A 20,325-nucleotide genomic window follows, 5' to 3' on the forward strand; every position below is an offset into this window, starting at 1 on the left:
AGACTAGAGTAAGCACTCTAGAGCAAATGCTCTACCTGCCACCCGGGCAGCTCCGCTCGCGGACACGGCGCGCGGAGCATCGCCCGACAGCGGTCCCAGAATGGAGTCCACATGCCGACAGTCCAGCTCACAGCGGGTCCACTCCACTACGCCGAACGCGGAGAAGGCCCACCGGTCGTCCTCCTGCACGGACTGCTCATCAATCACACGCAATGGGACGGCGTCATCGACCGGTTGCCCGACGGCTTCCGCTATCTGATGCCGGATCTGCCGTTGGGCGCGCATCCCGAACCGATGCTTCCCGGCGCGGATCTGAGCATGCGCGGATTGAACGTGCTCATCGCGGAATTCCTCACCGCCCTGGACCTGCGCGACACGACCCTGGTGCACAGCGATTGGGGCGGCGGCCTGTTCCTGACGGCCTACGGACTCGACGAACGCGTCGGCCGCCTGATCGTGCTGCCCTGCGAGGCGTTCGACAACTTCCCACCCGGCCTGCCGGGTAAGACCGCCACCGTGGCCAGCTATCTGCCCGGCGGAGTCTCGCTGGCCCTGCGGCAATTACGCGTCCGGTGGTTGCGTGACACCCCGGTGCTGTTCGGCTGGATGACGCGCCGGAGCCTGCCCGACGACCTGGTGCGCGGCTGGACCGAACCCGGGCTGCGCGACAAGCGCATTCGCCGGGATGTGCTCTCCTACACCAGATCCGGATTCCACAAGGCCGAGCTCGTCGCCCATACCGAAGCACTGCGGCATTTCTCGGGCGACGCGCTGATCCTGTGGTCGTCCGCGGGCAAGGTGATGCCACGCGACCACGGCCGACGGCTGGCCGACCTGATCCCGAATGCGAGACTCGTCGAGATCGACGATGCCTACGTCCTCTCGATGCTCGACCGTCCGGAAGCCGTCGCCGAGGCGATGACCGCGTTTCTCACCGGCAGACCGGTCGGCACGCCGTAGCAACGCGTCCGGACCGCTCAGCCGATATCGACCGGGTCGATCTGCACGCGCAGCGGGGCATCGGTGCGGTGCGTGCTGCGAATGGCCTGCGCGGTGATCAGCGCTTTGGACAGGGCCGCACCCTCGCGACGATCGACGCGCAGGATCATGCGTTCGACCTCGACGGGTGAATCACCCGTGAACGGTTTCCGGGCGAAGGGCGGAAGCGGTACCGGGCCGAGCACTTCCACATGATCGGGTAGTGCCGCGGTGGAGAGCAATTCGGCGATGGCTTCGGTGGAACCGTCGATCGCGACCAACCGGACCGCGGGCGGAAATCCGACCTCGGCGCGACTGTCGACCTCGGCGCGCGCGTGTCCGACGGGATCCCAGCGGACCAGGGCCTGCACGGTCGGAATCGACGGTTCGGCCATCACGATCACCTGCCCGTGCGCGCGCACAAGGGCCGCCGCCGACATCCAACGGCGTAACGCGTCCTCGCCCGCGCGCAGATCGGCCCGGCCGAGCAGCGCCCAACTGTCCAGCAACAGCGCCACGCCGTAGCCGCCGCGCACCGTCGGCTCGGCGCCGACCGTGGCGACCACCACCTGCGGACCCGGTTCCACCGTGTCGAGCAGCGCGCCGCCGCTCGAACCACGGATGGGCACATCGGGGAAAGCGCGCCCGAGTTCTTCCGCGGTGCGTTGCGCGCCGATCACCACCGCGCGCAGCGCGCGTGACGCGCACACCGGACAGCGGAACCCGGCCTCCACGATCCCGCACCACCGGCAACTCGGACTGTGCGCCGCGTTCGGATCATTGCGGCCGCCACGGGTTTCGGGCAGCGCGAGCGGTCCGTTGCAATGCCTGCAACGCGCGGGGGTCCGGCATTTCGTGCAGGCGAGCGCGGGCACATAGCCGCGACGCGGCACCTGGACCAGGACCGGCGCGCCTTCCTTCAACGCCGACCGCGCCGCCGCGAAGGCGATGCCGGGAATGCGCACGGCGCGTGCGATCGGATCGCGTTCGAGCGCCAGATCCGAATCACCCGGCGCGCTGATCCGAGGGGTGTGCTTGCGCAACACCGACCGGTCGGCGACCAGATCGTGCGCCCAGCCGGAGTCCACCACCGCCTGCACCTCGGCGGTCCTGGCGAATCCTGCGGCGACGAAGGCGGCGCCGGATTCGTGCGCGCGCAGCATCGCGACCTCACGCGCGTGCGGATAGGGCGCGCGCGGTTCGGCGTAGGTGTCGTCACCGTCGTCCCACATCGCGATCAATCCCAGGTCGGCGGCGGGGGCGAACACCGCCGCACGCGTGCCGACGACCACCCGCGCACTCCCCCGCAACACCGCGAGCCAGCGCCGGTAGCGCGCCGCCGGGCCCAACCCCGCCGCCAGTCCGACCGCCGAATCCCCCAGCAGCAGAGTACATTCCGCCAGCACCCGGTCCAGGTCCCGCTGATCGGGCACCAGGAGGATCGCACTGCGCCCGGCACCGACGACCGTGGCCGCCAATTCGGCCAGCCGTCGAGCCCAGTCCTCGCCGGGGAGCGCCTGCCACGCCGCGCGCACCCCCTTGCCCTGCCCGAGCGCCGCGAGAAATGCCCGGCCGTGGACGTAGCGGTCCCACGGCTCCGGATCGAAGGTCACCGGATCGGAAGTGCCGATTCCCGCAGGTGCGGGGTGGTCCGGATTGGCCGTCGCGGCATCCGAGGTCTCGGTTCCCGGCAGCGCGGCGTTGCCCGCACTCGCCGATCCCACACCTCGGATCCCGACGTCCGCGAGCGCGGCGTCGGCCGGACTCGCCACCGACCGCTGCCGAGCTACCCGGTCATCGTCGTCCAGGTCAGCGCTATCGGATATGCCATCGACGGCCTCTTCGGTGGCACCCGGGACATTCTCCACAGTCGAACCGTCGAGCGTGTGCGGCGATGCTTCGTGATCGCCGGAGTCCCGTTGCTGCTCGTGGAACTCGGGGTCCTCCACCGGCACGCTCGGATCGGGGGCGCTCTTCTTCGCGCTCCCACCGTTCTCGGTCCGAGCGTGCCTGGGCGGAACGGCCAAGCGGAGCACGTCGGCGCGGGTGCCGGCGTAGCGATGGGCGACGGCGGTGGCGAGGTCGAGGATTTCGGGAGTGAGCACGCGTTCCGCGGAGACCACGCGCTCGAGTTTCACCATTTTCCCGGTGTGCTCGGTGTGCGCGAGCCGACGCAGCAGGTACCCGTCGACGAGTCTGCCCGCGAAACGGATACGGACGCGCACGCCGGGCTGGGCGATGTCGTCGAACTCGGGCGGGACCAGGTAGTCGAAATCCCGGTCGAGGTGGGCAGGCGACAACAGCGGGAGTACCCGTGCGATGGGTAGTCCCGCTGCTGTCGATGTGGTGGTCGGCGTGACTCCCTCGGACCCGGGGTCCGAGGGAGGGCCGGGGGCTTTCGCCACGGCCCCCTTCACTCCGGGACGACCCGTACCTGCTGGTTTCAGAGGCCGACGGCCGCGCGCAGTTTGTCCGCGCGGTCGGTGCTCTCCCAGGGCAGATCGACGTCGGTGCGGCCGAAGTGGCCGTACGCGGCGGTCTGCGCGTAGATCGGGCGCAGCAGGTCCAGATCGCGGATGATCGCACCCGGACGCAGGTCGAACACCTCGGTGATGGCGGTGGAGATACGCGTCGGATCGACCTTCTCGGTGCCGAAGGTCTCCACGAACAGACCGACCGGCGCCGCCTTGCCGATGGCGTAGGCCACCTGGACCTCGACCTTGTCGGCCAGTCCGGCCGCGACGACATTCTTGGCGACCCAGCGCATGGCGTAGGCGGCCGAGCGGTCGACCTTCGACGGATCCTTGCCGGAGAACGCGCCGCCGCCGTGACGGGCCATGCCGCCGTAGGTGTCGACGATGATCTTGCGGCCGGTCAGACCCGCGTCACCCATCGGGCCGCCGAGCACGAATTTGCCGGTCGGGTTGACCAGCAGCCGCACGTCGGAGATGTCGAGGGTCGGCACGTTCAGGTCGGCCAGCACCGCGTCGACGACCTTCTCGCGGATATCGGGGGCGAGCATATTGTCGAGATCGATATCGGCGGCGTGCTGGGTGGAGAGCACGACGGTGTCGAGCCGGACCGGGCGATCACCGTCGTATTCGATGGTGACCTGGGTCTTGCCGTCCGGGCGCAGGTAGGGCAGCACACCGGTCTTGCGCACCTCGGTGAGTTTGCGCGAGAGCCGATGGGCCAGTGCGATCGGCAGCGGCATCAACTCGGGGGTGTCGACGGTCGCGAAACCGAACATCAACCCCTGGTCACCGGCGCCCTGACGCGCGATGGCGTCGTCCTCGCCGCCGACACGGGCCTCGTGCGAGGTGTCGACGCCCTGGGCGATATCGGGCGACTGCGCGCCGATCGCGATATTCACGCCGCAGGAGTTCCCGTCGAAACCCTTTGCGGACGAGTCGTATCCGATTTCGAGGACCTTGTCGCGGACGATTTTCGGAATATCGGCGTAGGCCGAGGTGGTGACCTCACCGGCGACGTGGACCTGGCCGGTGGTCACGAGCGTCTCCACCGCCACCCGGCTGCGCGGATCTTGCGCGAGTAAGGCGTCGAGGATGGAATCGCTGATGGCGTCACAGATCTTGTCCGGATGACCCTCGGTCACGGACTCACTGGTGAATAGGCGGCTGCCAGACGTGGGCACAGTTGTTCCCTCTTCCTCGACGGATTTCTCGTATCGGGCCACGACAGTAGTGCGACCGCGCCACAGCGCAACCCTTGAACTCAGACTATTCCAAATCTTCGACGCAAAGTGTGGACCTACCTCGTCCGACCCAGACGGTTCACGCGCGGGTTTCCGGCCGTATATCCACAACCCCGGATCCCGACCGGACGCCCGTGGCCGGGATCCTCGGCGTCGCAACGATATCGATCGTCGCGACTCAGGCGTGCAGCAGGACCGTCAGCGCGTCGAGCACCCGACTGGCGAGCAAGGCCTTCGATCCGTGATCGAGGGCCTGTTCGGTGCCGTCGGCCCCGAGTAGCCAGCCGTCGTTGGTGTCGACCTCGAACGCCTTGCCCTCGCCGACCGCGTTGACGACCAGCAGGTCACAGCCCTTGCGCGCGAGTTTGGCGCGCGCGTGGGTGAGTACATCGCCCTGCTCGTCACCGGTTTCGGCGGCGAATCCGACGATCGAGGTGCCCGGCAGCTGGCCGTCACGTCGCGACTGCACCAGACCGGCGAGGATGTCGTCGGTCTTGGTCAACGCGATGACATCCGGTTCGCCCGCGCCCTTCTTGATCTTGGCGGCGGCGACATTGGTCGGCCGGAAATCGGCGACCGCGGCGGCCATGATCACCGCGTCCGAGCCGACCGCGTGCTTGTCGACGGCGGTTTTCAGCTGTTCGGCGGTGGTGACGTGCACCAGGTCGACGGCGGCGGGTGCGGCCATCTCGATCGTGTTGCCCGCGATGAGGGTGACCTGAGCGCCGCGCTGGGCAGCCACCCTGGCCAGCGCGTAGCCCTGTTTACCGGAGCTGCGATTGCCGAGGAAACGCACCGGATCCAGCGGTTCCCTGGTACCGCCCGCGGTGATGACCACCCGGCGGCCGACCAGATCGCGCGGAATCGCGTCGGGGCGTTCCTGCAACAGCATGGCGAGCCCGAAGATCTCCTCGGGCTCGGGCAGCCTGCCCGGACCGGTATCGGTTCCGGTGAGCCGTCCCGACGCCGGTTCCATGACGATCGCGCCGTGCTCGCGCAGCGTCGCGACATTGGCCACCGTCGCCGGATGCTCCCACATCTCGGTATGCATCGCGGGCGCGATCAGTACCGGACATCGGGCCGTCAGCAACGTGGCGGTCAGCAGGTCGTCGGCGCGGCCGTGGGCGGCGCGCGCCATCAGGTCGGCGGTGGCGGGGGCGATGACGACGAGGTCCGCCTCCTGGCCGAGGCGCACGTGCGGCACCTCGGGCACATCGGTGAACACGTCGGTGTGCACCGGGTTCCCCGACAGTGCCTCGAAGGTGGCCTTGCCGACGAATTGCAGCGCCGACTCCGTGGGGATCACCCGCACCTCGTGCCCGGTCTCGGTGAAACGACGGACGAGCGCGCACGCCTTGTATGCGGCGATTCCTCCGCCGACACCGACGACGATCCGTGTGGTCACTGGCCCTCCGGGTGGCTGTTCCCCGCCTACGGCGGGGAGAACGACGATCTTATTCGCCTTCGGAATGCTCGAGCAGATCGGAATGGATCTCACGCATGGCCACCGACAGCGGCTTCTCCTGCAGACCCGGCTCGACCAGCGGGCCGACGTATTCGAGGATGCCGTCGCCGAGCTGGTTGTAGTAATCGTTGATCTGACGTGCACGCTTGGCCGCGTAGATCACCAGCGCGTACTTGGACGACGTGCGCTCGAGCAGCTCATCGATCGGGGGGTTGGTCAGGCCGATCGGAGTGTCGTACACGTGCACGGTCTTTTCGCTCACTGAGGAGGCTCCTGCGGTTCGTCGGTGAAATCGATGGGTACTGAGATCAGCGGGTGCTCGTGTCTCGGGATCGCGGCCCGACGGTCGTCGGCCCGGTTTCGTGCCGACGACGACGAAGAGCGCGCAGCCTATCTCGAAATAGTGCTAACGAACAACGATACCAACTGCTCACAGGCGCTGGTCACCTCGTCGTTCACGATCACGATGTCGAACTCGTCACAGGCCGCCAATTCGATCCTCGCGGTCTCCAGCCGACGTGCGATCACCTCGGGGGATTCGGTCCCGCGAGAGGTGAGCCGGGAGACCAGTTCGTCCCAGCTCGGCGGGGCCAGGAAGACGAGTATGGCTTCGGGCAGCGCCCGACGTACCGAACGGGCACCTTCGAGGTCCACTTCGACGAGCACGTTCTTGCCCGCCGCCAGCGCCTCGCGTACCGGACCTGCCGGGGTGCCCGACCTCTGCAGTCCGCCGTGGATCTCCGCCCATTCGAGCAGTTCGCCCGCCTCGATCATGGCGTCGAATTCGGCTCGGGAGACGAACCGGTAGTCCAGTCCGTCGACTTCCCCGGGCCGGGGGGCCCGGGTTGTCGCGGACACACTGAAGACCAGTTCGGGCAGGAATTCCCGCACGCACCGCACGACCGTGGATTTGCCCACGGCCGAGGGGCCGACCAGTACAACCAGTCGACCCTTCCGCGTGTGTTCGACCACCCTCGTAATCAGGCGTCGAAGTCGAACCGGGCCAACAGCGCCTTGCGCTGCCGATCGCCGAGCCCGCGCAAACGGCGGGTGGGAGCGATCTCCAGTTCGGTCATGATCTCGGCTGCCTTGACCTTGCCGACCTTGGGCAGGGCCTCCAGCAGCGCCGAAACCTTCATCTTGCCGAGAATCTCATCGGTCTCGGCATCCTTGAGCACGCTCTTCAGGTCGGTGCCACCACGCTTCAAACGCTCCTTGAGCTCCGCCCGAGCGCGGCGAGCGGCCGCCGCCTTCTCCAAAGCAGCGGCGCGCTGCTCGTCAGTCAGCTGGGGAAGGGCCACGGTTCCTCCGTCTCATCGTTCATTGCATAAACTCCTGCCGGTAACCCGACAGTCTCAGCGACCGTACCCACGACGTCCTGCAATTGCGAACCCGCCCCCCAGGTCAGCGCATGATTCCGACTGTCACCTCGGCGCGAGCGGTCGAATCCGCACAATGCCTCGCTCGCTGCCGTGATCGTACCGCCATTCCCATGAAACACCCCGCGACCTGGGGATATACCGGAAATATGAGGGATAGCGGAGCGATAGCGGTAGCGCTGCGCGGACCCCCAGCAACCACACACCCGCCCGACCAGGAACTTTCTGGAAATTGTCGGCGTGTCGGCGCAACTTCCCGCGTGTCGGATCGAACACATGTCCCCATACGTGTCCTGGATCACTCTCCGGGAGCCGGATCCGAGACGACGAAGGCCCCGGATTCCGAGGAATCCGGGGCCTTGCATCCACGTATTCGATGCGTCGAGGCGTCCACCGAGCCCGACGGGCGGGCACCGCCGACCACACGTGGTCCGCGAGCGCGCCCAACCGGCCCGGAGTGCCACCTGGCTGCCCGCCAGAGGGCCGCGACGTGGCAGTGGGGAGCTCAGGAACGCAGGAACGCGAACTCGTCCTGAATCGCGTTCAACCTGGCACGCAGTGCCGATACCGACGGGCCCTCGCGCAGGACCTCGCGCGAGACCGCGGGCAGCACCGAACGCAGCATCGCCTCGGGCACCAGCGCGCGCACGCTGTCGGGGCCGCCGCCCTGCGCACCGACACCGGGCATCAGGATCGGGCCGTTGAGGGCCGACACATCGGGAGCCTCGGTCAACGTCGCACCGACGACGACGCCCACCGACCCGAATTCCGCACCGGCATTGCACAGCGTCGCCTCGTCGACGATGGACTGGGCGATGGTCCGCCCGTCCGCCGCGACCACCCGCTGCACCTGACCGCCCTCCGGATTGGAGGTCGCGGCCAGCACGAACACCCCACGGTTGTTGGCCTCGGCCAGCGTGAGCGCGGGCGAGAGCGATCCGAATCCGAGATAGGGCGACACCGTCACCGCGTCGGCGCCGAGGGATCCGTCACCGAGCCAGGCCCTGGCGTAGGCGTCCATGGTCGAGCCGATATCGCCGCGTTTGGCGTCGGCGAGCACCAGCGTGCCCGAGGCGCGCAGCACCTCGATCGTCCGCTCCAGCACCGCGATACCGCCGGAACCGTAGGGCTCGAAGAAGGCGACCTGCGGCTTGACCAGCGCGACGGTGCCGTCGAAGGCCTCGACGCAGATCTCCGCGAATTTCTCCACGCCGTCGGCGTCGTCGGTCAGGCCCCAGGCCTCCAGCAGCTGGGGATGCGGATCGATGCCGACACAGACCGGGCCGAAATGCGCCGTGGCGCGCAGTAATCGGTCACCGAACGTCTTCATCGAACCGCCTCCTTCATAGGGTCGGAATCAGCCACGCAGCACCGAATGCAGCTCCTGTAGGGAGCGCACCCCGATACCGCCGTTGATACTCGCCTCGATGCCCTGCACGGCCGCGGCGGCGCCCTGCACCGTGGTGATGCAGGGGATGTCGACGCCGACGGCGGCCGTGCGGATCTCGTAACCGTCGACGCGCGGCCCCGAATTGCCGTACGGGGTGTTGAACACCATGTCGATCTCACCGTCGCGGATCTGGTCGACGATGCTGGGCAGCCGATCCCCGGCGTCGGCGGCGGTATCCGGTTCGGAATGCTTGCGGACCTGCTCGCACGGAATGCCGTTGCGGCGCAGCATCTCCGCGGTGCCCTCGGTGGCGAGGATGCGGAACCCGAGGTCGTGCAGGCGTTTCACCGGGAAGACCATGGCCCGTTTGTCACGGTTGGCGATCGAGACGAATACGGTGCCCTCGGTGGGCAGCGAGCCGTAGGCCGCGGCCTGGCTCTTGGCGAAGGCGGTACCGAAATCGGCGTCGATGCCCATGACCTCGCCGGTGGATTTCATCTCCGGGGAGAGCAGCGAATCGACCCCGCTGCCGTCGGCGCGGCGGAAGCGATGGAACGGCAGCACCGCTTCCTTGACCGCGACCGGTGCGTCCAGCGGAACGTGGCCGCCGTCGCCCTCGCCGGGCAGCATGCCTTCCTTGCGCAGTTCGGCGATGGTCGCGCCCATGGTGATCCGGGCCGCCGCCTTGGCCAGCGGCACCGCCGTGGCCTTGGAGACGAACGGGACGGTGCGGCTGGCACGCGGGTTGGCCTCGAGCACGTAGAGCACGTCGTCCTTGAGCGCGTACTGCACGTTCAGCAGGCCCTTGACGCCGATCCCCTTGGCCAGCGCCACCGTGGACCGGCGCACCGCCTCGATATCGCTGCGCCCCAACGTGATCGGGGGCAGGGCGCAGGCGGAGTCGCCGGAGTGGATACCGGCCTCCTCGATATGTTCCATGACTCCGCCGAGGTAGACCTCCTCGCCGTCGCACAGGGCGTCGACGTCGATCTCGATGGCGTCTTCGAGGAACCGGTCGACCAGCACCGGGCGATCGGGGGTGAGTTCGGTCGCGCGGGAGATATAGCCCTCGAGCGAATTCTCGTCGTAGACGATCTCCATGCCGCGCCCGCCGAGCACATAGGACGGCCGCACCAGCACCGGGTAGCCGATGCTCGCCGCGATCTTCTTGGCCTGCGCGACGGTGGTCGCGGTGCCGTACTTGGGCGCGGGCAGTCCGGCGGCGACCAGCACCTCACCGAATTCTCCGCGATCCTCGGCCAGGTCGATGGCGGCGGCGCTGGTGCCGACGACGGGAACGCCCGCGTCGGTCAGCCGCTGCGCGAGGCCGAGCGGGGTCTGACCGCCCAGCTGCACGATGACGCCCGCGACGGTGCCGGATTCGGATTCGGCGTGGAAGACCTCGAGCACGTCCTCGAAGGTCAGCGGTTCGAAGTAGAGGCGATCGGCGGTGTCGTAGTCGGTGGAGACGGTCTCGGGATTGCAGTTGACCATGACCGTCTCGTAGCCGGCGGCCGACAGCGTCTGCGCCGCGTGCACACACGAGTAGTCGAATTCGATGCCCTGGCCGATGCGGTTCGGTCCCGAGCCGAGAATGATCACCTTGTCGCGCTCCCGCTGCGGCGCGACCTCGGATTCGGCGGCGGGATCGAGTTCGTAGGCCGAGTAGTGGTACGGGGTCTTGGCCTCGAATTCGGCGGCGCAGGTGTCGACGGTCTTGAAGACCGGCCGGATGCCGAGCCGATGGCGCAGCACGCGCACGCCGGTCTCGCCGGCCAGTTCGGGGCGCAGCGCGGCGAGCTGACGGTCCGACAGTCCGTAATGCTTGGCGCGACGCAGCAGCGGTTCGTCCAGTACCGGTGCGTCGAGGATCTCACCGCGCAGCTCGACCAGTCCGGCGACCTCGGCGACGAACCAGGGGTCGATACCGGACGCCTGGGCGACCACCTCGATGCTCGCGCCGAGGCGCAACGCCCGCTCTACCTGGTAGATGCGTCCTTCGGTCGGCGTGCGCAGATCCTCGAGGATCGCCTCGACGGCGGCCTGGACATTGTTGTCGACCGGAGCCCACTGCCCGTCGTCCTGGGTCCAGAACCCGGTCGCCTTGGTCTCGAGCGAACGCAGCACCTTGCCGAGCGCCTCGGAGAAATTGCGGCCGATCGACATCGCCTCGCCGACCGATTTCATGGTGGTCGTCAGTGTCGGGTCGGCGCCGGGGAATTTCTCGAACGCGAACCGCGGCGCCTTGACCACGACGTAGTCCAGCGTCGGTTCGAAACAGGCCGGGGTTTCCCCGGTGATGTCGTTGACGATCTCGTCGAGCGTGTAGCCGATAGCCAGTTTGGCGGCGATCTTGGCGATCGGGAAACCCGTCGCCTTGGAGGCCAGCGCCGAGGACCGCGACACGCGCGGATTCATCTCGATGACGATCAGTCGACCGTCGGCCGGATCGACGGCGAACTGGATATTGCAGCCGCCGGTGTCGACGCCGACCTCGCGCAGGATCGCGATGCCCAGGTCACGCATCTTCTGGTATTCGCGGTCGGTGAGCGTCATCGCGGGCGCGACGGTGACCGAGTCACCGGTGTGCACGCCCATCGGGTCCACGTTCTCGATCGAGCAGACGATCACGACATTGTCGCGGCTGTCCCGCATCAACTCGAGTTCGAATTCCTTCCAACCGAGGATGGATTCCTCGATGAGGACGTTCGCGGTGGGCGAGGCGGCGAGGCCGCCGCCTGCGATGCGGTCGAGGTCCCGGTCGTTGTAGGCCATGCCCGAGCCGAGCCCGCCCATCGTGAACGACGGCCGGACCACCACGGGGAAGCCCAGTTCGGCCACGGTCTCGCGGACCTCGTCCATGGTGAAGCAGACGCGCGAACGCGCGCTCTCGCCGCCGACCTTGGCGACGATGTCCTTGAACTTCTGCCGGTCCTCACCGCGCTGGATGGCCTCGAAATCCGCGCCGATCAGCTCCACGTTGTACTTCTGCAACACCCCGTTCTCGTGCAGCGCGACCGCGGTGTTGAGCGCGGTCTGCCCGCCGAGGGTGGCCAGGATCGCGTCGGGGCGTTCCTTGGCGATGACCTTCTCGACGAATTCGGGGGTGATCGGCTCCACGTAGGTGGCGTCCGCGAATTCCGGGTCGGTCATGATGGTCGCCGGGTTCGAGTTCACCAGAGACACCCGCAGTCCCTCGGACCGCAGCACCCGGCACGCCTGGGTGCCGGAATAGTCGAATTCGCACGCCTGGCCGATGACGATGGGGCCGGAGCCGATGACCAGGATGTGCTCGAGATCCTCGCGGCGAGGCATCAGGAGGCTCCTTCCATGAGACCGGCGAAACGGTCGAAGAGATAGGCGGCGTCGTGGGGTCCGGCGGCGGCCTCCGGGTGGTACTGCACGGAGAACGCGCGACCGTCCACCAGTCGCACACCCTCGACGGTGCCGTCGTTGGCGCAGATGTGGCTGACCTCGGCCTTGCCGAACGGGGTGTCGAAACGTTCGCCCTGTTCACCTTCCAGCGCGAAGCCGTGGTTCTGCGCGGTGATCGAGATGCGTCCGGTCTCGTGCTCGACCACCGGGATGTTGATGCCGCGGTGGCCGAATTTCATCTTGTACGTGCTGCGCCCGAGCGCGCGCCCCAGGATCTGATTGCCGAAGCAGATGCCGAACAGCGGCACCCCCTTCTCCAGCACGCCGCGGGTCAGCGCGACCGCGCCGTCCTGGGTGGCCGGGTCGCCCGGACCGTTGGACAGGAAGACGCCGTTCGGATTCAGTTCGAGTATCTGCTCGATCGAGGTCGTCGACGGCACCACGTGCACGCGCATCCCGCGTTCGGCGAACATGCGCGGGGTGTTGGTCTTGATGCCGAGATCGACCGCGACGACGGTGAAGCGGTGATCGCCCGCGGGCTCGATGGTATAGACCGAATCCGTGCTCACCTCGCGGGCGAGATCGGCGCCGAGCATCGACTGCTGGCCGTTGACCCTGGCCAGCAGTTCGTCGGCGCCGGCGAGGGCCGCGCCGGAGAAGATGCCCGCCTTCATCGAACCTCGGGTGCGCAGATGCCGCACGAGGGCGCGGGTGTCGACACCCGCGATGCCGACCACGTCCTGACGCTGGAGCGCCTCGGGCAGGGTTCCGGTCGCGCGCCAGTTGGAGGCGCGGCGGGCCGGATCGCGGACCACGTAACCGGCGACCCAGATCTTGCCGGATTCGTCGTCCTCGTCGTTCCAGCCGGTGTTGCCGATCTGCGGGGCGGCGGCCACGACGATCTGACGGTGGTAACTCGGGTCGGTCAGGGTTTCCTGATACCCGGTCATCGCCGTGCAGAACACCGCCTCGCCGAGGGTCTCGCCCACCGCGCCGTAGGCGGTGCCGCGGAACACCCGGCCGTCCTCGAGCACGAGAGCGGCTTCGTCGTGCCCGCCGGTCACCCGGCCACCGCCCCCCGACGAATCGTTACCCGATACCGCACTCATCCTTGCTCATCTCCCGTCATCGTCCTGGCCCACGCCGGGTACACCGTCTTGTCGTCACCTCGGAAACCGGTATCTATCTCGGTTCCGGTCGGCAGCTTCCAGCGAATTACCAGCACACCATCTTGCGTCATCACTTTGCCCGCGTGCCCGCGTTCGGTCCGCACGGCGGTGATGGACTCCTCGGGAATCCAGATCACCGCCGCCCCGTCGCGTTGCAGCAGGATTCCTCGTTCGAACCTGGTGAGTTCCGCCGTCGCGCGGAATCCCAGGTCACCCACCGCTATCCGGTCCTGCCAGCTGGGCGCGATGGTGCTGCCCAGGTAGAGACCGGTCGTCGGCTCCAATACCTGCGCCCCGAGTTCGGCGGGCACGGTCGGCAGTTCGCCGATCCGTTCGGCCTGACTCGCGGCGCGGCGCTGCCACCCTCGGTACATCAGCGAGACGCCGATGACGAAGAACGCCAGCGTCCCGATCACCCACAGTGTTCTTTCCATTACGGAGCTCCCACCGCTTTGCCCTCGCGGGCGGTTATCCGGCCCCGCAGCAATGTCGTGGTGACCTTGGCGGGGAACGTCATATCCTCGAACGGCGTGTTGTTCGAGATGCTGGCGAGTTCGGTGGCGCGCACCGTCCAACTCGCCTCGGGATCGACCAGTGTGAGGTTGGCGGGTTCGCCCACGTCGATCGGCCTGCCGTGTTCGTCGAGTCCGACGATGGCCGCGGGCCGCTCGCTCATCACCCTGGCCACACCGCGCCAGTCGAGCAGACCCGGTTCGACCATGGTCGACACGATGATCGACAGCGCCGTCTCCAAACCGAGCATGCCGGGACGCGCGGCCGCGAACTCGCAGCATTTGTCCTGCTCGGCGTGCGGGGCGTGATCGGTCGCGACACAGTCGAGCACCCCGTCGGCCAGCGCCTGCCGCAGGGCGGCGGCATCGGAGGCTTCGCGCAGCGGCGGGTTCACCTTGTTGACCGCGTCGTAGGTCTCCAGGCGCGAGTCGTCGAGCAGCAGGTGGTGCGGGGTGACCTCGGCGGTGATCGAAATCCCTTGGGCCTTGGCCCATTTGATCAGTTCGACGGTTCCGGCGGTGGACGCGTGGCAGATGTGAACGCGGGCTCCGGCGTCACGGGCGAGCAGCGCGTCACGGGCGACGATGGATTCCTCGGCGGCGCGCGGCCATCCGGCCAGGCCGAGGCGGGCCGCGGTCGGACCCTCGTGCGCCACCGCGCCTTCGGTCAGCCGCGGCTCCTCCGCGTGTTGGGCGATCAGTACGCCGAGGGAGTTCGCGTATTCCAGCGCGCGGCGCATGATCAGCGGGTCGTAGACGCAGTGGCCGTCGTCGGAGAACATGCGCACCGCGCCGACTCCGGCGGCCATGGTGCCCATTTCCGCGAGTTGCTTACCGGCGAGACCGACGGTGACCGCGCCCACCGGATAGACGTCGACCAGGCCGACTTCCCTGCCGCGCCGCCACACGTGATCGGTGACGACCACCGAATCCGCGACCGGATTGGTGTTGGCCATCGCGAACACCGCGGTGTATCCGCCGAGAGCGGCTGCGGCGGAACCGGATTCGATGGTCTCGGTGTCCTCGCGACCGGGTTCGCGCAGGTGGGTGTGCAGGTCGACGAAACCGGGCAGCAGGATCTGCCCCGCCGCGTCGATGATCTCGGCGGCCTCGCTCGCGGCGATCCGCGCCGCGATCTCGACGATGACGCCGTCGCGCACCAGCACGTCGACCGGTTCGCCCTCGCCGTAGGGCCGTGCGGCCTTGATCAACAGTTCGCTCATACCGCGCCGCCTTTCGCCCGGATCTCGTGGCCGAGGCAAATCTCCGCGCTCATACCGCGACCGCCTCCTGGGTGCCGACCAGCAGCCGGAACAGCACCGCCATCCGCATGTGCACGCCGTTGGTCACCTGTTGCAGGATCGCGGCCTTCGGCGAATCCGCCACGGCCGACGCGATTTCCATACCGCGCAACATCGGGCCGGGGTGCAGCACGACCGCGTGCTCGTCGAGCAGTCCGAGCCTGCGCTCGGACAGTCCGTAGGTCACCGCGTACTCGCGCGCCGACGGGAAGAAACCGCCGTTCATCCGCTCGGCCTGCACCCGGAGCATGAGCACCGCGTCGGCGCCCGCCAATTCGGCGTCGAGCGCGTGCGAGATCCGCGCGGGCCATGCCTCGACACCGACCGGGAGCAGCGTGCGCGGCGCGACGAGCACCACCTCCGCGCCGAGGGTGGCGAGCAGGAAGACATTCGAGCGCGCGACCCGGCTGTGCAGGATGTCGCCGACGATGACGACCCGTTTGCCCTCGATATCGCCGAGGCGCTGACGCAGGGTGAGCGCGTCGAGCAGTGCCTGGGTCGGATGTTCGTGCGTGCCGTCACCGGCGTTGATGACGGCGGGAGAGGTTCCGCGCCCGGCCGCCGCCCAACTGTCCATCCAGCGCGCGATCTGATGCGCGGCGCCGGAGGCGGGATGCCGGACGATGAGCGCGTCGGCGCCCGCGGCGTGCAGGGTCAGCGCGGTGTCGCGCAGCGATTCACCCTTGGACACCGACGAACTGCTCGCGCTGACATTGATGACGTCGGCGCTCATCCACTTGCCCGCGACCTCGAAGGAGACGCGGGTGCGGGTCGAGTTCTCGTAGAAGACCGTCATCACGGTACGTCCGCGCAGTGTCGGAAGTTTGTGCACTTCGCGGCCGAGCAGCGCCTGCTCGAATCGTTCCGCCTCGTCCAGCATTTCGGTGGCGGCGTCGCGATCCAGATCGGCGACGGTCAGCAGATGCCTCACTGTGCCTCCTCCTGGCGCAGGTAGACGCCGTCGCGGCCGTCGTGTTCGGTGAGCAGTACCGCGATGTCCTCCGACCGCGAGGTCGGCACGTTCTTCCCGACGAAATCGGCGCGGATCGGAAGTTCGCGATGTCCCCGGTCGATCAGCACCGCGAGTTGGACCGCGCGGGGCCTACCGAGATCCCGGAGTCCGTCCAGCGCGGAGCGCACGGTGCGGCCGGAGAAGAGCACGTCGTCGACCAGGACGACGAGCGCGTCCTCGATACCGCCGTCGGGAACGGAGGTGCGTTCCAGCGGACGGTGCGGACGGCTGCGCAGGTCGTCGCGGTAGAGGGTGATGTCGAGTGATCCCAGCGCGGGTCTGACCCCGGAGAATTCCTCGATCTTCTCGGTCAGCCGCGCGGCCAGGGTGGTGCCTCGGGTCGGAATGCCGATCAGCACCACGCGCGCGGCGCCGGTCTCCCCCGAGTCGAGCGCGGTCTTCTCGATGATCTGGTGCGCGATCCGCGCGATGGTCCGGCTCACATCGGATGCCGACAACAGCTCGCGCCCCGCCTCCACCCACTCGGGTGCGTGCCGCTGCGATACCTCGGCACCGCCGGACTTGGCGACCCGATCTCCGGGCACAGCCATGCCGACCTCCTTCCCCGCCTCACCGGACGGTCCGTTAAAGGATGTCTTACGGCTAGCAGCCTAACAGCGCCGAACAGCGCCCTCCTACCAGCGGTATCCCCCTGTGAGCCCGGCCACGCGCGGCCTGTGAGCTCTGCCACGCGGTCGCCCCCGAGCACTACGGCAGGCGTACCGCCCGCACGAGACCGGCCCCCGACCCGCCTGCCATTTCCGGTCTGCCGAACGACTCGACGAGATCGTCCCAGGGATGAAAGCGCGTGCGCCAGCCGTGTTCGGCCAGCCATCGTTCGCCTTCCGATCCGAGCCCACGCCGATCGGCGGAAGCCGTCGCTCCCACCAACCGCCCGAGTTCGGCGTAACGCTCGCGCTGGGGCGCCAGGTCCGAATTTCTCTAGCACATACGTTCGATCGGGCGTACATTCGACGCCATGTCGACGCCACTACAGGGTTCACTGCTCGACGGATTCGGTGAGATCGAGATCGGTTCGCTGGCGGGAATTCGGCGGACGACGCTCGGTGCGGGCGCGTGGGTCGATGTGCTGCCGGGTTGGATGACCGGGGCGGATGAACTGTTCGAACGGCTCGCGGCCGGGGTGCCGTGGCAGTCGGAGCGCAGGCCGATGTACGACCGGGTCGTGGATGTGCCGCGATTGACGCGCTTCTACGACGAGAGCGACCCGCTCCCCGATCCGGCGTTGGACCGGGCGCGCACGGCGTTGAGCGCGCACTACCGCGACGAACTCGGCGAACCGTTCCGCACGTCCGGCCTGTGCTACTACCGCGACGGACACGACAGCGTGGCCTGGCACGGCGACACCGTCGGCCGGGGCGCGACCGACGACACCATGGTCGCGATCCTGTCGGTGGGCGCCGCGCGGGCACTGCTGTTGCGTCCGCGCGGGGGCGGCGCGAGCATCCGGTACCACGTGGGCCACGGAGATCTGCTGGTGATGGGCGGATCGTGTCAGCGGGCCTGGGAACACGCGGTCCCGAAATCACGCAGACCGACCGGCCCCCGGATCAGCATCCAGTTCCGTCCGCGTGGCGTGCGCTGACCTCGGGCGCACCTCGGAATCAGTCGTCCGCTGTGCGGGCCGGGGTCGGACTTCGACGGCGGCGAACAGTGACCGCGTGGGCGTGGATCGCGTGGTCGAGGTCGGCGGGCGCGATAACGGGCCCGCCGCCACCGTCGCGGGTGCGCCGGCGCCGACCGTGACGCACCGCCGTGTCGGCGCCCGTGCCCGCCTCCCGCAACCGCACGGTGATCTCCGCCCGCGCCTGACGGGCGATACTCACCTTCCTGCGATACTGCCGGAAGATCTGGACCTCCCCGTCGACTTCCGGGTAGTCCAGGTACAGGTAGTCCATACCGTCGCGGGCGTATTCGCCGAGCCGCTCGAGGTTGATCGCCCACTCCCGCAACTGTTCCGACCCGCCGTAGATCGCGAGAGTGCCGCCGACCCGGTCGATCCGGGTCCAGCCGACCGGTTTCGCCACGTAATGCGATGCGGTAGTGCCGGATTCGGGCGAATCCCGCTCTCGCCGCCGAGCGAGCGCGGGTTTCAGCCCGAAGGTCTGCCAGCGAACCGTGCCCTGCGAGCGGTCGCGCAAGGGCAACCGGGCGCGCAACGCGGCTGCGGAGGCCGCGGTGAACACGGTGAGATCGGACGGCACGAGAACGATCGGATCGGACGGTGCCGCGTCGAACGGGTTCGGATCCAGATGCGCCGGATCGATCACGACCAGGGTGCCGGGCCGACGCTGATAGGACAGACCCCACAGCAACCGCGCGGACACCCGCGCGCCGCGCCAGTCCGACAGCACGTGCCAGGTGTCGTGGTAGCGATTGGTGGCGAAGCGGAAATCGTCACCGGGACGCAGTGTGAGAACCGTGAACACACGGCCGTCGAGCACCATCGTGCGACGGTGCAATTTCAGTATGTCGTTATCGGCCGAACCGTGACGCGGCCGTTCCTGTTGCGCGGCCACGATAATCCTCCGTTTCGGCTCGCTGTGAAAGACAGGACACCACGGATGAACTCGGTTCGGCAACGCATTTTCCGTCGACGACCGGCGGTGGCCGGGGTGTCCCGCCGCACAGCGCGCGGGCGTGTACCCGGATAGATTGGCCTTATGAGCAATCCAGGGGCGGGGGTCTTGGCCGTGATGCCGCTGCATACGATCAGCGAGGTCTACGGCGAAGCGGGGCTGCGGGAACGACTTCTACTCGAAATCGCGGAACTTCCGGACGCCGATCGGGTCGTCGACGCCCTGGAACTGGCCGCCGACCTGCATCGCGACGATCGCTACGGCCGCGAGCCGTATCTGAGTCATCTACTGCGGGTGGCGATTCGGATCATCAGCCACTACGAGGTCCGCGACACCGATCTGGTCGTGGCGGGCCTGCTGCACGATTCGGTCGAGGACCACCCGCGGGAATTGGCGGGCGAACAACCGGGCGAACCGAAGTCCGCCGCGCTGGCGGTGCTCGCCGAACGTTTCGGAACACGTGTCGCCGATATCGTCGCGGCCGTGACGAATCCGACCCCGGACCCGGATCGGGACAAGCACGAACAATATCGCGAACATATCGCGGCCGAACTCGATCGAGCACCGTGGGCGCGGATCGTGAAATTCTCCGATTTCACCGATAACGGCGTCGGAATTCTCTACGCGACCGGTCCGGCGATGGAACGGCTGGCCACCAAGTACCAACCGCTGCCCGATATCTACCGTGAACTGGTCAACCGGCCGGACACACCGCTGGCCGATCACGTCAAACAGCTCATCCTCGACCAGTTGGATCGCGCGGACGAACGCTTCGAGGCGATCCTCGACAGCGACTGAACCCCGGCCTCACGGCTGTCGCAGTACCGCCTCGACCAGCGCCAGGACACCCGCGCGCAGCCGGTCCGCCTCGCCCGCGCGCACCATGCGTGCGGCCAGTTCTCCGCCGAGCGGGGCGAGCAGTAGCGCGCCGACGACCTCGGCGTCGATATCCGGCCTGGCCTCACGCAGCAGCGCGGTGATGTGCGCTGCCCAGAACGCGTGGAACTCCTCGCTCTGCGGATGGGGCGGTTCCGACCGGTAGGCGACCATGAGTTCGAGATTGTCGACGACGAGTTCGGTCATCGCGCCGAAATAGGCGAGCAATCGATCCCCGGCGGCGGCCCCGGGGCCCAGCGGCGGCGGACCGTCCTTCACCGCGTTCATCAGCGCGAACGCGGGTTCGGCGACGAGCTCGTGCAGCAGACCCGCCCTGCTGCCGAACCGATGGAAGATGGTCCCCTTCCCGACCCCGGCGGCGGCGGCCACCCGATCCATGGTGATCGCCTCGCCCCCGTGCTCGGCCAGCAAAGCCCTGGTCGCGTCGAGTATCGCGCGCCGATTTCGTGCGGCGTCGGCGCGTTCTCTCGGACGATCCACGGCCATCTCACCCACTTCCCGCATTGACAAGTTGACCGACGGTCCATATCGT

General features: G+C 68.1%; 18 protein-coding genes. 3 read left to right on the top strand and 15 right to left on the bottom strand.

Features of this window, described 5'->3' with window-relative positions:
* Positions 1 to 111: 111 nt before the first annotated feature.
* Positions 112 to 960: an alpha/beta fold hydrolase gene (locus JZ792_RS18415; RefSeq protein WP_216911701.1), complete on the top strand. Its 849-nt coding sequence runs from the start codon at positions 112 to 114 to the stop codon at positions 958 to 960.
* 17 nt (positions 961 to 977) lie between these two features.
* On the opposite strand, the gene JZ792_RS18420 is transcribed toward JZ792_RS18415, so the two are convergent.
* The 13 genes from JZ792_RS18420 to pyrR all read right to left on the bottom strand — a co-directional run bounded on the left by JZ792_RS18420 (position 978) and on the right by pyrR (position 16,847).
* Positions 978 to 3,278, bottom strand: a complete 2,301-nt coding sequence (locus JZ792_RS18420) for a primosomal protein N' (RefSeq protein ID WP_438804346.1) — start codon at positions 3,276 to 3,278, stop codon at positions 978 to 980.
* A gap of 143 nt (positions 3,279 to 3,421) precedes the next feature.
* On the bottom strand, positions 3,422 to 4,633 hold the full coding sequence (gene metK, locus JZ792_RS18425; protein WP_216911702.1) for a methionine adenosyltransferase: 1,212 nt from the start codon (positions 4,631 to 4,633) through the stop codon (positions 3,422 to 3,424).
* A gap of 238 nt (positions 4,634 to 4,871) precedes the next feature.
* Entirely contained in the window at positions 4,872 to 6,146 is a 1,275-nt protein-coding gene (coaBC, locus tag JZ792_RS18430) for a bifunctional phosphopantothenoylcysteine decarboxylase/phosphopantothenate--cysteine ligase CoaBC (protein WP_438804347.1), read from the bottom strand.
* A 1-nt stretch (position 6,147) separates the two neighbouring features.
* Positions 6,148 to 6,420, bottom strand: a complete 273-nt coding sequence (gene rpoZ, locus JZ792_RS18435; protein ID WP_109526878.1) for a DNA-directed RNA polymerase subunit omega — start codon at positions 6,418 to 6,420, stop codon at positions 6,148 to 6,150.
* Between the two features lie 128 nt (positions 6,421 to 6,548).
* A complete protein-coding gene (gene gmk / locus JZ792_RS18440; protein ID WP_109526877.1) occupies positions 6,549 to 7,130 on the bottom strand; it encodes a guanylate kinase in 582 nt (193 codons plus the stop codon).
* Positions 7,131 to 7,138: 8 nt separating this feature from the next.
* Positions 7,139 to 7,459, bottom strand: a complete 321-nt coding sequence (mihF, locus tag JZ792_RS18445) for an integration host factor, actinobacterial type (RefSeq protein ID WP_040708330.1) — start codon at positions 7,457 to 7,459, stop codon at positions 7,139 to 7,141.
* 583 nt (positions 7,460 to 8,042) lie between these two features.
* The gene (pyrF, locus tag JZ792_RS18450) at positions 8,043 to 8,867 is read right to left on the bottom strand and encodes an orotidine-5'-phosphate decarboxylase (RefSeq protein ID WP_216911704.1); all 825 of its coding nucleotides are present in this window, start codon (positions 8,865 to 8,867) and stop codon (positions 8,043 to 8,045) included.
* Positions 8,868 to 8,894: 27 nt separating this feature from the next.
* A complete protein-coding gene (gene carB, locus JZ792_RS18455) occupies positions 8,895 to 12,242 on the bottom strand; it encodes a carbamoyl-phosphate synthase large subunit (protein WP_216911705.1) in 3,348 nt (1,115 codons plus the stop codon).
* Positions 12,242 to 13,411, bottom strand: coding sequence for a glutamine-hydrolyzing carbamoyl-phosphate synthase small subunit (gene carA, locus JZ792_RS18460; RefSeq protein WP_216911706.1), 1,170 nt, complete (start codon positions 13,409 to 13,411; stop codon positions 12,242 to 12,244). Before carA ends, carB begins: the two co-directional genes overlap by 1 nt.
* The gene (locus tag JZ792_RS18465) at positions 13,408 to 13,905 is read right to left on the bottom strand and encodes a PH-like domain-containing protein (RefSeq protein WP_109526873.1); all 498 of its coding nucleotides are present in this window, start codon (positions 13,903 to 13,905) and stop codon (positions 13,408 to 13,410) included. The genes carA and JZ792_RS18465 overlap by 4 nt, the downstream gene beginning before the upstream one ends.
* Complete coding sequence (locus JZ792_RS18470) at positions 13,905 to 15,206, bottom strand: dihydroorotase (protein WP_216911707.1); 1,302 nt, start codon at positions 15,204 to 15,206, stop codon at positions 13,905 to 13,907. Before JZ792_RS18470 ends, JZ792_RS18465 begins: the two co-directional genes overlap by 1 nt.
* A gap of 49 nt (positions 15,207 to 15,255) precedes the next feature.
* Complete coding sequence (locus JZ792_RS18475; RefSeq protein WP_109526871.1) at positions 15,256 to 16,215, bottom strand: aspartate carbamoyltransferase catalytic subunit; 960 nt, start codon at positions 16,213 to 16,215, stop codon at positions 15,256 to 15,258.
* Positions 16,212 to 16,847, bottom strand: a complete 636-nt coding sequence (gene pyrR / locus JZ792_RS18480) for a bifunctional pyr operon transcriptional regulator/uracil phosphoribosyltransferase PyrR (RefSeq protein ID WP_254189998.1) — start codon at positions 16,845 to 16,847, stop codon at positions 16,212 to 16,214. Before pyrR ends, JZ792_RS18475 begins: the two co-directional genes overlap by 4 nt.
* A 428-nt stretch (positions 16,848 to 17,275) precedes the next feature.
* On the opposite strand from pyrR, the gene JZ792_RS18485 reads away from it, so the two are divergent.
* Positions 17,276 to 17,902, top strand: coding sequence for an alpha-ketoglutarate-dependent dioxygenase AlkB (locus JZ792_RS18485; protein ID WP_216911708.1), 627 nt, complete (start codon positions 17,276 to 17,278; stop codon positions 17,900 to 17,902).
* A 19-nt stretch (positions 17,903 to 17,921) separates the two neighbouring features.
* Here JZ792_RS18485 and JZ792_RS18490 read toward each other — a convergent pair whose 3' ends face one another.
* A complete protein-coding gene (locus JZ792_RS18490; protein WP_216911709.1) occupies positions 17,922 to 18,836 on the bottom strand; it encodes a hypothetical protein in 915 nt (304 codons plus the stop codon).
* A 144-nt stretch (positions 18,837 to 18,980) separates the two neighbouring features.
* Between JZ792_RS18490 and JZ792_RS18495 the strand changes: the two genes are divergently transcribed.
* On the top strand, positions 18,981 to 19,694 hold the full coding sequence (locus JZ792_RS18495) for an HD domain-containing protein (protein ID WP_216911710.1): 714 nt from the start codon (positions 18,981 to 18,983) through the stop codon (positions 19,692 to 19,694).
* 9 nt (positions 19,695 to 19,703) lie between these two features.
* Here JZ792_RS18495 and JZ792_RS18500 read toward each other — a convergent pair whose 3' ends face one another.
* Positions 19,704 to 20,279, bottom strand: a complete 576-nt coding sequence (locus tag JZ792_RS18500; protein WP_216911712.1) for a TetR/AcrR family transcriptional regulator — start codon at positions 20,277 to 20,279, stop codon at positions 19,704 to 19,706.
* Positions 20,280 to 20,325: the final 46 nt, after the last annotated feature.

It is taken from the genome of Nocardia noduli (assembly GCF_019038455.1).
In the GTDB taxonomy this organism is placed as follows: domain Bacteria; phylum Actinomycetota; class Actinomycetes; order Mycobacteriales; family Mycobacteriaceae; genus Nocardia; species Nocardia noduli.